The 12,961-nt window shown below is 63.5% G+C and carries 15 protein-coding genes; 8 read left to right on the top strand and 7 right to left on the bottom strand.

The genetic code is table 11. The annotated features are described in order from the left end of the window. Positions 1–30: 30 nt before the first annotated feature. The 3 genes from K414_RS0113840 (at position 31) to K414_RS0113830 (ending at position 3,007) form a co-directional block, all read left to right on the top strand. Positions 31–1,824: an acetyl/propionyl/methylcrotonyl-CoA carboxylase subunit alpha gene (locus K414_RS0113840; protein WP_027496470.1), complete on the top strand. Its 1,794-nt coding sequence runs from the start codon at positions 31–33 to the stop codon at positions 1,822–1,824. An 83-nt stretch (positions 1,825–1,907) separates the two neighbouring features. Further along, entirely contained in the window at positions 1,908–2,324 is a 417-nt protein-coding gene (locus K414_RS0113835) for a DUF1707 domain-containing protein (protein WP_027496469.1), read from the top strand. Next, positions 2,321–3,007 carry a haloacid dehalogenase type II gene (locus tag K414_RS0113830; RefSeq protein ID WP_027496468.1) on the top strand — a complete coding sequence of 229 codons (687 nt, stop codon included), beginning with the start codon at positions 2,321–2,323 and terminating at the stop codon, positions 3,005–3,007. The genes K414_RS0113835 and K414_RS0113830 overlap by 4 nt, the downstream gene beginning before the upstream one ends. 10 nt (positions 3,008–3,017) lie before the next feature. Here K414_RS0113830 and K414_RS0113825 read toward each other — a convergent pair whose 3' ends face one another. The 4 genes from K414_RS0113825 to K414_RS29815 all read right to left on the bottom strand — a co-directional run bounded on the left by K414_RS0113825 (position 3,018) and on the right by K414_RS29815 (position 5,565). After that, positions 3,018–3,584 (bottom strand): AAA family ATPase, encoded by a 567-nt coding sequence (locus K414_RS0113825; protein ID WP_081701702.1) that lies wholly within the window; start codon positions 3,582–3,584, stop codon positions 3,018–3,020. Between the two features lie 18 nt (positions 3,585–3,602). Continuing rightward, positions 3,603–4,343, bottom strand: a complete 741-nt coding sequence (locus K414_RS0113820; protein WP_237606184.1) for a hypothetical protein — start codon at positions 4,341–4,343, stop codon at positions 3,603–3,605. Positions 4,344–4,516: 173 nt separating this feature from the next. Further along, a complete protein-coding gene (locus K414_RS0113815) occupies positions 4,517–5,158 on the bottom strand; it encodes a class I SAM-dependent methyltransferase (RefSeq protein ID WP_027496465.1) in 642 nt (213 codons plus the stop codon). A 152-nt stretch (positions 5,159–5,310) separates the two neighbouring features. Continuing rightward, positions 5,311–5,565 carry a hypothetical protein gene (locus K414_RS29815; protein ID WP_343294187.1) on the bottom strand — a complete coding sequence of 85 codons (255 nt, stop codon included), beginning with the start codon at positions 5,563–5,565 and terminating at the stop codon, positions 5,311–5,313. A 168-nt stretch (positions 5,566–5,733) separates the two neighbouring features. Here K414_RS29815 and K414_RS0113805 point away from each other — a divergent pair, with 168 nt between their 5' ends. Beyond that, complete coding sequence (locus K414_RS0113805; RefSeq protein WP_027496464.1) at positions 5,734–6,237, top strand: alpha/beta hydrolase; 504 nt, start codon at positions 5,734–5,736, stop codon at positions 6,235–6,237. Here the strand turns inward: K414_RS0113805 and K414_RS0113800 are convergent, their stop codons facing one another. Beyond that, positions 6,238–6,771: an NTP transferase domain-containing protein gene (locus K414_RS0113800; RefSeq protein WP_027496463.1), complete on the bottom strand. Its 534-nt coding sequence runs from the start codon at positions 6,769–6,771 to the stop codon at positions 6,238–6,240. A 177-nt stretch (positions 6,772–6,948) separates the two neighbouring features. Here K414_RS0113800 and uraD (K414_RS0113795) point away from each other — a divergent pair, with 177 nt between their 5' ends. From uraD (K414_RS0113795) to pucL, 4 genes are read left to right on the top strand one after another with little or no spacing between them, the layout of a single operon-like run. Beyond that, positions 6,949–8,853, top strand: coding sequence for a 2-oxo-4-hydroxy-4-carboxy-5-ureidoimidazoline decarboxylase (gene uraD / locus K414_RS0113795; protein WP_027496462.1), 1,905 nt, complete (start codon positions 6,949–6,951; stop codon positions 8,851–8,853). A 10-nt stretch (positions 8,854–8,863) separates the two neighbouring features. Beyond that, positions 8,864–9,367, top strand: coding sequence for a 2-oxo-4-hydroxy-4-carboxy-5-ureidoimidazoline decarboxylase (uraD, locus tag K414_RS0113790; protein WP_027496461.1), 504 nt, complete (start codon positions 8,864–8,866; stop codon positions 9,365–9,367). After that, positions 9,364–9,690 carry a hydroxyisourate hydrolase gene (uraH, locus tag K414_RS0113785; RefSeq protein ID WP_027496460.1) on the top strand — a complete coding sequence of 109 codons (327 nt, stop codon included), beginning with the start codon at positions 9,364–9,366 and terminating at the stop codon, positions 9,688–9,690. The genes uraD (K414_RS0113790) and uraH overlap by 4 nt, the downstream gene beginning before the upstream one ends. 1 nt (position 9,691) lies before the next feature. After that, complete coding sequence (gene pucL / locus K414_RS0113780) at positions 9,692–10,612, top strand: factor-independent urate hydroxylase (protein ID WP_027496459.1); 921 nt, start codon at positions 9,692–9,694, stop codon at positions 10,610–10,612. Between the two features lie 10 nt (positions 10,613–10,622). Here the strand turns inward: pucL and K414_RS0113775 are convergent, their stop codons facing one another. Next, positions 10,623–11,258 carry a DUF2461 domain-containing protein gene (locus K414_RS0113775; RefSeq protein WP_032372722.1) on the bottom strand — a complete coding sequence of 212 codons (636 nt, stop codon included), beginning with the start codon at positions 11,256–11,258 and terminating at the stop codon, positions 10,623–10,625. Positions 11,259–11,265: 7 nt separating this feature from the next. Further along, positions 11,266–12,834, bottom strand: coding sequence for a PucR family transcriptional regulator (locus K414_RS0113770; protein ID WP_027496457.1), 1,569 nt, complete (start codon positions 12,832–12,834; stop codon positions 11,266–11,268). Positions 12,835–12,961 lie beyond the last annotated feature (127 nt).

Genomic DNA, 12,961 nt, shown 5'->3' with positions numbered 1-12,961 from the left:
GATGCGAAAAACACATCTGTAGGAGGCTCAGTGCCCAGCCATGCCAGTGCTCAGATCACCAAGGTTCTTGTTGCCAATCGTGGTGAGATCGCGGTTCGGGTGATCCGGGCGGCCGCTGATGCCGGGCTGGCCAGTGTCGCTGTGTACGCCGAACCCGACGCCGACGCACCGTTCGTCCGCCTGGCCGACGAAGCATTCGCACTCGGCGGACAAACCTCCGCGGAGTCGTACCTGGTCATCGACAAAATCTTGGACGCCGCCGCCAAATCCGGAGCCGACGCCATCCACCCCGGCTACGGATTCCTCTCCGAGAACGCCGACTTCGCCCAAGCTGTCATCGACGCAGGCCTGATCTGGATCGGACCGTCCCCACAGTCCATCCGCGACCTCGGCGACAAAGTCACCGCCCGCCACATCGCCGCCCGCGCCAAAGCCCCCTCGGTCCCCGGCACCTCCGAACCGGTCAAAGACGCGGACGAGATTTTGGCGTTCGTCGACGAACACGGCCTCCCCATCGCCATCAAAGCCGCATTCGGTGGCGGCGGACGCGGCATGAAAGTGGCCCGCACCCGCGAGGAAATCCCCGAACTGTTCGACTCCGCCACCCGCGAAGCCGTCGCCGCATTCGGGCGCGGGGAATGCTTCGTCGAACGCTACCTCGACAAACCACGCCACGTCGAAGCCCAGGTCATCGCCGACCAACACGGCAACGTCATCGTCGCCGGCACCCGCGACTGCTCCCTGCAACGCCGCTTCCAGAAACTCGTCGAAGAAGCACCCGCCCCGTTCCTCACCGACGCCCAACGCAAAGAAATCCACTCCAGCGCCAAAGCCATCTGCCTCGAAGCCGGCTACTACGGCGCCGGGACCGTCGAATACCTCGTCGGCCAAGACGGCCTCGTCAGCTTCCTGGAGGTCAACACCCGGCTGCAGGTCGAGCACCCCGTCACCGAGGAAACCTCCGGCATCGACCTGGTGCTGCAGCAGTTCCGCATCGCCAACGGCGAAGAACTGACCATCACCGAAGACCCCGAACCGCGCGGGCATTCGTTCGAGTTCCGGATCAACGGCGAAGACGCCGGGCGTGGGTTCCTGCCCGCCCCCGGACCGGTCACCACCTTCACCGCCCCCTCCGGCCCGGGAGTCCGCGTCGATTCCGGTGTCGAATCCGGCTGTGTGATCGGGGGCCAGTTCGATTCGATGCTCGCCAAACTGATCGTCACCGGAGCCACCCGCGAAGAAGCCCTCGCCCGCTCCCGCCGGGCGTTGGCCGAATTCACCGTCGACGGGTTGGCGACGGTGATCCCGTTCCACGCTGCGGTGGTCTCCGATCCCGCGTTCATCGGCGACGGCGACTCCTTCTCCGTCCACACCCGGTGGATCGAAACCGAATGGGACAACCAGGTTCCCCCGTTCACCGCCGGGCAACCGATCGACGACGACGAGGCCCTGCCCCGGCAGTCCGTCATCGTCGAGGTCGGAGGCCGACGCGTCGAGGTCTCCCTCCCGGGCGAGCTCACCCTCGGCGGTGGTAGCGGCGGGAATGCCGGTGCGGTGCGGCGTAAGCCCAAGGCCCGCACCCGTGGCGGTGCCGGAGCCGGCGCAGCCTCCGGTGACTCGGTGACCGCACCGATGCAGGGCACCGTGGTCAAAGTCGCCGTCGACGAAGGCCAGGAAGTCGCCGCCGGGGACCTCGTCGCCGTCCTGGAAGCGATGAAAATGGAAAACCCCGTCACCGCCCACAAAGCAGGCACCATCACCGGCCTGAGCGTCACCGCAGGCGACGCCATCACCCAAGGCACCGTCCTCGCAGAAATCAAGTGACACCGACGTTCGATGCCGAACGGATCGACCCCCGGGCGACTTTCGGCATCGAACGGCGGCGCGGATAGCGCTACCCTGTAGCAATGTCCGAGCTTCCGGAAATACGTATCGGTACCGCTGATCGGGAGAAGGCCCTCGATGTGCTGGGTCAGCACTTCAGCGAGGGCCGCCTGACGGTTCCCGAATTCGACGAGCGCAGTGCCACAATCGCATCCGCGACGACGCGTGGACAGCTCGAATCGGTATTCGTCGACCTCCCTGCCGCGTCCGGCACTGCGTCGGTCGCTCGATCCGGCACCGACGCACCGGCCGTGAAGGACCGCGGAATCGATTGGGCTGCAGTGGTGATGCCGATCGTCATCTTCGGATCACTTGCTCTGTTCTTTCTCACCGATTTCGACCAGAAGTGGCTTTTCTTCCTTCTCATTCCCCTGGCCGGAGCCATCCTGTCTGCGGTAGGACATCCGGCGGACAAGAAGAAAAAGAAGAAGAAGCGTTGAAAGCGCTGCTGTTCGACGTCTTCGGCACCGTCGTCGATTGGCGCACGAGCATCGCCCGCGAGGTCTCCGAAATCTGCGGTCCGGGAGTCGACAGCTATCGGTTTGCCGATCGGTGGCGGAGCCTCTATCAACCGGCCATGGAACAGGTGCGGTCCGGTGGGCGACCTTTCACTCGGTTGGACGTACTGCACCTGGAGTCCCTGCGAACGGTGCTCTCCGAGTTCGAGATCGACCTGGATGCGGACGCGACGACCGCACTCAATTTCGCGTGGCATCGACTGGAGCCGTGGCCCGATTCCGTTCCCGGGCTCACGCGGCTGCGCACCGAGTTCGTCGTAGCACCGCTCTCGAACGGCAACATCTCTCTGCTGCTGGACATGGCCAAGAATGCCGGCCTTCCCTGGGACGCCATCCTCGGCGCAGAACCGGTGCAGGCGTACAAGCCCATGCCCGACGCCTACCTGCGTACCGCGGACATCCTCGGGCTCCGTCCCGACGAGTGCATGATGGTTGCCGCCCACAACAGCGACCTCGCCGCCGCAGCCGACTGTGGCTTCGCCACCGCATTCGTCGCCCGCCCGCTGGAACACGGCCCGACGCAGACGTTCGACCTTGCTCCCGAAGCCGAGTGGACCTACAGCGCAGACTCGATCGAGTCCCTTGCCGACCGACTCAACTGCTGACAGACGCGGTTCAGAATCTCGCCGCCGGAACCAGTCGATCGGCCAGCCATCTGTTCACTTCTGCGTGCGATCGGAATCGCACGATCGTCAGGTCCGGTCGGCGCATGTTCAGTCGCTGAACTCGCGCGGCCGTCATCCGATGCGTGTTCCAGGCCCACCGGACGACGTGCTCGCGATCGAGAAATATGCGATACAGCGGTGGCTCGAAGTTGCCGTTCCACAGCACTGTTCGACCCAGCCGTCGACGCACCGTTCGAATCACGATCTGCCGCATCACCGTTCGACGAGGCAAATCGAGCCACAGGCAGAGGTCGGCCCGATCGGCGAGTCGATCCCGCACAACGCTGTACTGCCACTCGGTGACCCAGGCCGGGCGGGCGATGAACTCCTTCACGTCCTGCTCGAACGTGACACGGGGCGTCCAGTCAGGCCCGTGATAGAGGCTGTCGATCTCGATGTGTTCGATTCCCAGAATCGATCCGAGACGAGCCGACAACGTGGTCTTACCGGAACCGGATGTTCCTGCCACCACGATTCGCGAGGGGCGACGCGATACCACGTCGTTCGGTCCGAGAATCACGACTTCTTTCGCCCGCTACGGTTGAGCACAGAGCGCTACGATCGCGTCCGCCATGTTGCTCACGAAGTGTCGACGCGCCGTTTCGGGCAGCCGGTCGAGTGAGAGGTACGGGTTCAGGTCTTCGAGCTCGACCAACAGCAGCGTTCCGTCGACGGTGCGGCATGCGTCCACCCGCGTGATTCCGTGGTCGATGTCGTTCCAGTCGACGAAACGTTGCGCGAACTCTTCGTCCTGAGCAGTACTCGAGTACGGCTCCAACTCCCAACGTCGGCCGGGGTCCGGGGCGTACAGGGCGTATTGCACTGTGCGGCCGATGAAGTAGAACGACACTTCGTAGACAAAATCGATCCGCGGCTGAATCAATGTGCCCGGCTCGACTTCCGACAGTTCGGCGCGTCCGATCTGACGCATGCCGATCGAGTCGGCACCCCATTTCGGTTTCACCACATAGGTATTCACCTCGGGTAAGCGCGAGACGCCCCGCGGATCGTCGACGGTAGGTATGACCGGAAAACCATCTGCGAAAAGATCGACCAGGTACTGCTTGCCTCTCTGGTCGCCTTTGCCGGTCAGCTGGGTGAAAACCTTCGTGCCGTTCTCGCGCGCATGGCGAGCAAACGCGTCGAACGCGTCCTGGTATCCCAGCACAGGCCCGGAGTTCCGGATAACGACAGCATCGAATCCGTCCATCAGTGCCAGCGCATCGAGCGGGTGACACAGCGCGATGTCGACCCACTCACGAAGCTGCGAAGACAAGAAGATGTCTTCGTCGCAGTAACGTCGGCCCCTCGACACATACGCCAAGTCGGTCACGAACAGAACGCGTGGACGGGGTGCGCACATCGGGCAGATCTTACCGATCGGTGCGGTAGCCAGTAGGACATCAGCGGCAATGCCTGTCGCGTTCCTGCGCTATCGGTCTCGAGATGTCACGATGTTCGCCTGCGCGCCATCAGAAATGCTTGCGGCGTCGATTCGTATCCCACCGGAGCCCGGTGCACACGGATGTCCAGTTCGAAGTCGGCGTCGACCACCATCTGTGCAATGGCGTCGGGGTCCAGTCGATACGCGTCGTACGAGACCGAGTGTCCGTACACATGTTCCAGTCGCACCCGCTCGTCCCCGGATTGAAATGCCAACAGCAGCAGTCCATCCGGACGCAGCACCCGATGCAGTTCGGCGAACACCTGCGGCAGCTGGGCCGGCGGGGTGTGGATGATCGAATACCAGGCGACAATTCCCGAGACGGTGCAGTCGCCCATGTCGAGCGACTGCATCGCGCCGACGACGAAACGGACGTCTGGAAATTCACGACGCGCAACGTCGATCATGCTGGGCGACAGATCGATTCCGGTCATTCTCAGGCCCAGGCGACGTAGATGGCCCGCGATGCGTCCCGATCCGCATCCCACGTCGACTACGTCCCCAGCGTCGACACGCTCGGCGAATGTGGCCAGCAGCGCCTGTTCCAGATGCTTGCCGTCCAGCTCGTCGCGAACCAGGTCCGCATAGCTTTCTGCGACGGTGTCGTATGCCGCCCTCGTCATCGAAACGTGCTGCTGTTCGGCCACAACCGTCACGGTACAGACTCGCCCGGTTCGGCCAGGTACGAGCGCGTCAGCATCTCGAAGAAGTGGCCGGTGGGGTCGCGAAAGTACACCCCTCGACCGCCATGATCGGTGTTGATTACCCCGGGCCGAGTCATCCGTGGATCGGCCCAGTGTTAGACGCCCATACCGACGAGCCGTGTGTAGGCGGCGTCGAAGAGGTCGTCGGTGACTCTGAATGCGTAGTGCTGGAATTGAATATCATCCACCGGTGGTTCGGCGAACTGAATCAACGTCCCGTCGGTGAGTTGTACGTTGACGAACGGGCCCCACGAGGGTGCCTCCGGCAGGTCGAACAGTTCGCGAAAGAACGCCGCCGACGCAGCACTGTTCTTCGCAGCAATGATGGTGTGATCGAACGAAACGGACATGCGCTGCCTCCTGGGCAGTACGACGCCTCCATGCCTGACGCAGTCCGTCATCGACACGCGACGCTGCCGTCGATGCTCGCACGGCCCCCGAATCCGAGTCAACCGGTGAATTCACGGCCGCGATTCGGTCTCCTTCTACGACAGCATTGTCGAGGAGAGGATCTCAGCATGGTCGGCCGACTTCTGTTCGTTCACGGTGCCGGCGGCTTCGTCGACGACACCGAGCTGGCGCAGGGGTTGGCTGAGGCGCTGCGCCTGGACCTCGTCATGCCGGAACTGTCCGACAGCAGTATGGGTTACGAGGCCTGGGCTGTGCCGGTTCGGAAGCTGCTCGACGACGCAGGACCTGCGGACCGCGTTGTCGCGCATTCTTTCGGAGCCACGATCGTGGTTCGGGTCCTGGCCGAAACGATGCGCGCCCATCCGGAGCGAGCCACACTGCTGGCCATGCCGGACTGGAGTCCGCAGGGCTGGGACGTGGCGCAGTACGCGCTCACCGGCGAACTGCGGACCGACCTGACGTTGCTGCACTGCCGAGACGACGAGGTCGTCCCCGTGTCGCATCTGGCAATGAACTCGAAGGCTCTGCCGTCGGCGACAGTGATCGAGTTGCCGACCGGTGGTCACCAGTTCGACGGCGTGACCGAGACGATCGTTGCCGACATTCGGTAGCTACCGGTAGTCGTGGTCGATTCCCGTTGCCCACTGCGAACATTCGACGGCGATCACGTCGTCCCTCCCCCGCAGGAAGTCCCGCGCCCCCGAGTCTCCCGACGCCGATGCCGCAGCTGCCTCGAGGTGTCGACGCGCCAGAACGACCGGGTGACCCGGACGGCCGTCGAACACGGCTCGGGCGAGACCGGTCTCGTGCGCGGCGTCGAGGACTGCCCGCACCACGTCGGACCCGACATCCGGGGTGTCGACCACGTGCAGCACTGCGTACGCCGCATCCGATGCTGCTTCGAGCCCGGCGGTGAAGGATGCGCTCATTCCCTGCTCCCAGTGGGGAGCGTGTACTGCGGTGGCGCCATCGGGCACAGTGACGTCGGCCGCGCCCAGTACAACGATCACCTGGTCACAACCACCATCGGTCAGTGCCTGCACAGCCGTGCGAAGCCACAACCCGTCGTGAGCGAGCACTTTGGGCGATCCGTATCGCGTTCCGGCACCTGCAGCCAGGACCACTCCCACGACAGCGTCGGACATCGTCACTCCTTCTGTCGTCCTGCCGAATATTGGATGATCGCACAACACGCGCCTCGAGCGCGGCGGAAACTTTGTGCTCGCTCGACTGGCGGCAGCGGTCGCAATGACCGATTCTTGGTGCACTTCTCCTGCAGCGTCGCAGGAATCCACCCTGTTGCGTCCGCGAGGTGCCCACCGATGTCCGTCAAGCCCATCACACGCAAGCGCGTCCATCCCGTCGACGAAGTGCTTCCTGTTCCCAAATTGGCCGCGTACGGGTTTCAACACGTGGTCGCGTTCTACGCCGGTGCCGTTCTCGTACCGATCATCATCGGCAGTGCAATCGGGCTGACCAACGAACAGCTGATCCATCTCATCAACGCGGACCTGTTCACCTGCGGTATCGCGTCGATCATTCAGTCGGTCGGGTTCTGGAAGATCGGTGTCCGGCTCCCACTTCTGCAGGGCGTCACGTTTGCCGGTGTGTCGCCGGTGATCGCGATCGCACTGGCCAACGGCGGCGGCACCGAGGGGTTGCTGTACGTCTACGGTGCCGTCATCGTCGCCGGTCTGGTCACGTTCTTCATGGCACCGTACTTCAGTAGGCTGCTGCGCTTCTTCCCACCGGTGGTGACCGGAACCGTCATCACGATCATCGGTGTCGCGTTGCTGCCGGTAGCGGTCAACGATGCGGTGACCAATCCTGCGACACACGAACAGGATCCGACCAACGGTCGATGGATGGCGTACGCGATCGGAACGCTGCTGATCATCGTGCTGATCCAACGGTTCTTCAAGGGCTTCATGGCCACCATCGCCGTCTTGCTCGGTCTGGTCATCGGCAGTGCCGTCGCATTCGTGTTGGGGGACATGAACTTCGACGGCACCGCGGAAGCATCGTGGGTCGGATTCACCCAGCCCTTCCTGTTCGGTGTGCCCAAATTCAGTGTCGTCGCCATCATTTCGATGATCGTCGTCATGCTCATCATCGCGGTCGAAACCACCGGCAGTGTCTATGCGACGGGTGAGATCGTCGGCAAGCGCATCAAGAAGGACGACATCGCTGCGACGCTGCGGGCCGATGGAGTCGCCACCGTCATCGGCGGCACGTTCAACTCGTTCCCGTACACGGCATTCTCGGAGAACGTCGGCCTGGTCCGACTGACCGGTGTGCGTAGTCGGTGGGTGGTCGCCAGCGCGGGCGGCATCATGATTCTGCTCGGTCTGCTGCCGAAGACGGCGGCCGTCGTCGCCTCCATCCCGCCACCGGTACTGGGCGGTGCCGCACTGGCCCTGTTCGCGACGGTCGCCGTCGTCGGAATCCAGACTCTGTCGAAGGTGGACTTCACCGACCATCGCAACTTGATCATCGTCGCCACCAGTCTCGGACTGGCGATGCTCGTCACCATCCAACCCACCGTTTCGCAGGGCGTACCGGATTGGCTCGAGATGCTGTTCGGCAGCGGAATCGTCCTGGGCGCCGTCTCTGCCATCGTCCTCAACGTCCTGTTCTTCCACATCGGAAATCGTGGTCAGGCCGTGGCCGGCGGTCCGGGTGCAGGTATCACCCTCGACCGGGTCAACGAGATGTCGGCCGAGGAGTTCGCCGCCACGTTCGGCGGTCTGGTGCAGGGCACCCCGTGGGTAGTCGAGCGTGCGTATCAGCAGCGCCCGTTCGCCGACGCCCACGGTCTGCGTGAGGCATTCCAGGAAGCCTTGTTGGCCGGAACTACCGAGGAACAGATCGAGCTGATCAACAGCTACCCCGACCTCGGCAGCGAGGATGCGACGGGCACCCTCAACGCTGCCGATCACGTCGGATTGTCCAACCTCGAGGAGGACGAACACGAGAACATCGTTCAGCTCGCCGCCGAGTATCGGCGACACTTCGGATTCCCGTTGGTGATCTGCGCCCGAGAGACCGAACGCTACGATCGAGTTCTGGCCAACGGATGGTCGCGGGTGGAAAATGCGCCGTCGGCGGAGCGATCTTTCGCGATGATCGAAATCGCCAAGATCGCGAACTATCGGTTCGACGATCTGGTTGCGGACGCCAACCCCATCGCGGCCGCGCGGTTCGGCCGGATCAACGACTTCAGATAGCGAGCGAGATGTGCTGCACGAATGGATAGGACTCGACGGGTTCAACAAGCTCTCCGATCGACAGGCGATGCATGCACTGTTCGAGTGCTGCGCGTCCTCGATCTGGGCCCGTCGAGTCGCCCAGGGTAGACCGTTCGCCAGCCGAGACTCTTTGTTGGACAGAGCAGATCGGGTACTTGCCGAGCTGCCGGAGGCCGAGATAGATCATGCACTCGACGGCCATCCCCGGATCGGGGGCACTGCGGACAACCCGTCGTCGAAGCGTGAGCAGGCTGCAGTGACCACTGCAGGCACCGAAGTACGCGAGAAGCTGGCGGCGGGAAACCGCGCGTACGAAGACAAGTTCGGGCACGTGTATCTGGTGTGCGCGACCGGCAGGTCGGCCGAGGAGTTGCTCGCTATCCTCGAGGAGAGGCTCGACAACGATGCCGAAACCGAAAGACGGGTGCTCCGCGTGGAACTGGCCAAGATCAACCGAATTCGCCTCGGCCGCGTGCTGGGACCGACGCAGTGACCGGGCTGTCCACGCACGTGCTCGACGCCACGGCCGGTACACCGGCGGTCGGCATGCGTGTGCGGCTGTTCCATTCCGTACAGGGCGAGATATCGACGGCCACCACCGACGGAGACGGCCGCATCGGTGAGGTGATTCCCGGACCTGTCGAACCGGGCGTGTACCGGCTCTCGTTCGACACGGAATCGTATTTCGAGGCGACCTCGACCCCGAGCTTCTACCCCGAGGTGTCCGTCTCCTTCACCGTCACCGACCCCGACGCCCACTATCACGTTCCGTTGTTGTTGTCCCCCTTCGCATATTCGACCTACCGCGGGAGTTGACATGACCGACCTGACCGGAAAGATCGTTCTGGGAGCCAATCAGTACGGCAAAGCCGAGAACCGGGTGGTGCGGATCTATCGAGATTCTCCGCGACACGAGATTCACGACATCAACGTATCGAGTGCGCTGCGTGGCGATTTCTCTGCCGCACACCTGGCCGGCGATCAGTCCGCCGTTCTGCCCACCGACACCCAGAAGCAGACCGCGTACGCGTATGCCAAGACCAAGGGTCTGCTCCACCTGGAGAGCTACGGGCTCGACCTCGCCCGTCACTACGTCGACGACGTCGAGCCCGTCGACGGTGCCCGTATCGAACTCGAGGAGTACGCCTGGGCGCGTGCGGTCGTCGACGGCGTCGAGCACGACCACACGTGGACCCGCAAGGGCGAGGAAATTCGCACCTCGGCCGTCACGGTCGAGGGTAAGGGCGAGGCGCAGCGAACCTGGGTCGTCAGCGGTTTCAAGGAGATGGTGATTCTCAAGTCGACGGGTTCGGAGTTCCACGGCTTCCTCGAGGACGATCTGACGATTCTCGAGCCCACGACCGACCGAGTGATGGCGACGTCGCTGACAGCGCAGTGGCGCTACACCACAACCGATGTCGAGTGGGATGCGGTGTACGCGGGCGTCAAGGCCGCGATGATCGAGCGATTCGCCAACCTGCAGTCACTGGCTCTTCAGCAGACCCTGTACGCCATGGGCGAGGCGGTACTGGAGAAGTATCCGTTCATTGCCGAGATCTCGATGTCGGCCCCCAACAAGCACCACTTCGTCTACGACTTGGGCAAGTTCGGCATCGAGAACAACCTGGAGGTGTTCAACGCCGACGATCGGCCCTACGGTCTGATTCAGGCAACGGTCGAACGAGAGGACGCTCCGGACGCCGGAAGTGCTTGGCGCACATACTCCGTCGTCGGGTAACACAGTGCGCTCACGTGTGCAGTGCCGCGGACCATTCCACCAGTGGGCTCAGAGCACGCCAGGCGTCGCGTACTTTCGTTGCTGCCTTGGGGCTTTCGAGCCACGCGGGTGAGCCGAAATGTTTGCCGGCAGTCAACGTCTTGTGCCGCAGCAGATCGATGCGCGGATGGTCGACCTCGTAACCCCGCGGCTTGGTCTTGAGCGTGTCGCCGCCGATCTCGAACCCGGATTTCGTCAGCGTGGCCAGTAGCGCCTCGAGTTCGGCTCCGCGTACGTCGTCGTCGACGGTCTTGCGGAAACGCGCGATCGAGTCCGGGGAGCTGTTGTAGAAGCCGCCTGCGACGAACAATCCGGCGGGGTCGATCTGGACGTAGTAGCCGAGGCTGTCGCCCCGTGCGACGAACCCGCCCTGGTGACTCTTGTACGGGGTCTTGTCTTTCGAGAATCGAACGTCCCGGTACGGCCGAAACAGTTTGGCGCTACCGAATTCGGGTTCCAGGTACGCCAGCAACGCGGTCATCGGTGCCTTGACGGCACTGTCGTAGACGTCCTTGTGTTCGTTCCACCAGAGTTTGCTGTTGTCGGCTTCGAGGTCTTCGTAGAAGTCCAGGGCGGTGAAGGGGATTCCGGTGAAGCCTGCAGTCATTTCCCCATTATGCAGCGCCGTGGGCCGACGCCCGAGGCATGGATTGCAGGGCGAGGTAGACATCCAGTCTGTCCGCAGTGGAGCCGAGATCTCGCCCCAGCAGTTCCTCCACGCGTTTGATGCGATATCGGACGGTGTTGAGATGGACGTGCATCGACTCTGCGGTTCGATGCCAGGACCCTCCGTTGGCCAGAAACTCCCGCAGCGTGTCGGTCAGGTCGGCGTCGGTGCGTCGGTCGTGCTCGAGCAGCGGCGCGAGGACGTGCTCGACGAACGATTTTCGTACGTCGTCGGGAAGCGCCGACATCATCGATACTGCCGAGGTCGGCTTGGTGCCTGCGGTGACCGTCACCGCCGCGGATCCCTGCCTGCTGAGTTCGAGAGCGTGACGAGCCGATCTCAGTGCGCCGTCGATGGTCAGCCCGGTGGCCACGGCGCTCACGCCCACATGTATTCGGCTGGGTCCGATCCCGGAGCGCAACCGGGACAGCCGAATGCGGATGGTCTGCGCGAACAGTGTGTCGTCGGTATTGACGACAGCGACGATGTCGCCGTGCGCGCTGCATCCGACACACCCACCGCCGAAGGAGGTCAGGGTGTCACCGACGACGGATCGGAGCATCTCTCGCAGGTCGACGCGACCGCTGTGGGCAACTCTGACGACGACGAGCGGCCTGTCGGGGTCGACTCCTGCCTGGCGCAGCCTGGTCAGCGCCTCGAATCCGGTGCTGTCGTGTTCGATCAACGCCACGGCTTGGTCTGCGATCTCACGCCGCACCAGACGTCCTTCTTCACGCCGGGCACGATCGAGCGCGGCGATGGCTGCGAGTTGCCCGAACGCCTCGGAGACGTCGGGAGAGAACGAATCCATGTCTCCGGCCACGGCCAGGAACCATCGCGTGGTGCGCTGTACGAGCGATGGCCCGACGCCGAAGACACTGTAGGTCGATCCGTCGGCCAGAACGGTTGTCGTAGGAAGCGTTTCGGACGAGAGTGCCGCGTGCGTCAAGGTGTCGACATCGGCGTCGGACAAAGCAGATGCCTCGGTGACCAACCGACGCCCGGTGGCGGTGTAGATCAGGCACGCCATTCCCGTTTCTCTGGAGATGTGCAGTGCCAATTCGTCGAGGGCTCTGCCGTCGGCGACCGCGGTGAGCAACTGGCGTTGGCGCACGAGCGAATTGTTCAGCGATGCAATGCGATCACCGGTGACCCGGCCGACGAGAAACTCGGTGACCTCACCGAACGACACCGTGTCGGGAACAGCGAGGAGCGGCAGACCGTGTCGCTCGCATGCGTCGACGAGATCGAGCGGAATGTGTCCGAGCAACCCCTCCCCCGCGGCCAATGCCGTCGCACCGGATTCGGCCACCGATCGAACGAACACTTCGCTGTCGTCGGGCGTGCGCCGCCATACGAGTCCGGTGATGACCAACTCGCCGCCCGCGATGTATCGGGACGGGTCGGGTAGGTCGGTGGTGAACGTCCACCGCAGGGTACGTCCGAGGGCGTCGCGATCGGAGGTGAGCAATCGGATGCCCAGGTGCGAGGCATCGAGTAGGTCTCCGACGTACATCGCTGAACCTCCCGCCTCGTGTGTTCGGCCGTGCCGGAGGCAAAGATAAGCGCGGGTTGTTTCCGCCGAGTTTCGGGCGTATCGCGTGAGCACCGAGATCGGTAACAGAAAGTCACTACAGTTCGAG

Source organism: Rhodococcus sp. JG-3 (assembly GCF_000482405.1).
Taxonomy (GTDB): domain Bacteria; phylum Actinomycetota; class Actinomycetes; order Mycobacteriales; family Mycobacteriaceae; genus Rhodococcoides; species Rhodococcoides fascians.
The sequence above is the reverse complement of the archived record's forward strand: the minus strand, read 5'-3'. Positions and strand labels throughout refer to the sequence as shown.

What these genes read in the sequence shown, in the direction of transcription:
- K414_RS0113770 (WP_027496457.1), bottom strand. Translation starts at nt 12,834, where the DNA reads ATGTACGTCGGAGACCTACTCGATGCCTCGCACCTGGGCATCCGATTG.
- K414_RS0113805 (WP_027496464.1), top strand. Translation starts at nt 5,734, where the DNA reads ATGGTCGGCCGACTTCTGTTCGTTCACGGTGCCGGCGGCTTCGTCGAC.
- K414_RS0113775 (WP_032372722.1), bottom strand. Translation starts at nt 11,258, where the DNA reads ATGACTGCAGGCTTCACCGGAATCCCCTTCACCGCCCTGGACTTCTAC.
- K414_RS0113835 (WP_027496469.1), top strand. Translation starts at nt 1,908, where the DNA reads ATGTCCGAGCTTCCGGAAATACGTATCGGTACCGCTGATCGGGAGAAG.
- K414_RS0113800 (WP_027496463.1), bottom strand. Translation starts at nt 6,771, where the DNA reads ATGTCCGACGCTGTCGTGGGAGTGGTCCTGGCTGCAGGTGCCGGAACG.
- pucL (WP_027496459.1), top strand. Translation starts at nt 9,692, where the DNA reads ATGACCGACCTGACCGGAAAGATCGTTCTGGGAGCCAATCAGTACGGC.
- K414_RS29815 (WP_343294187.1), bottom strand. Translation starts at nt 5,565, where the DNA reads ATGTCCGTTTCGTTCGATCACACCATCATTGCTGCGAAGAACAGTGCT.
- uraD (WP_027496462.1), top strand. Translation starts at nt 6,949, where the DNA reads ATGTCCGTCAAGCCCATCACACGCAAGCGCGTCCATCCCGTCGACGAA.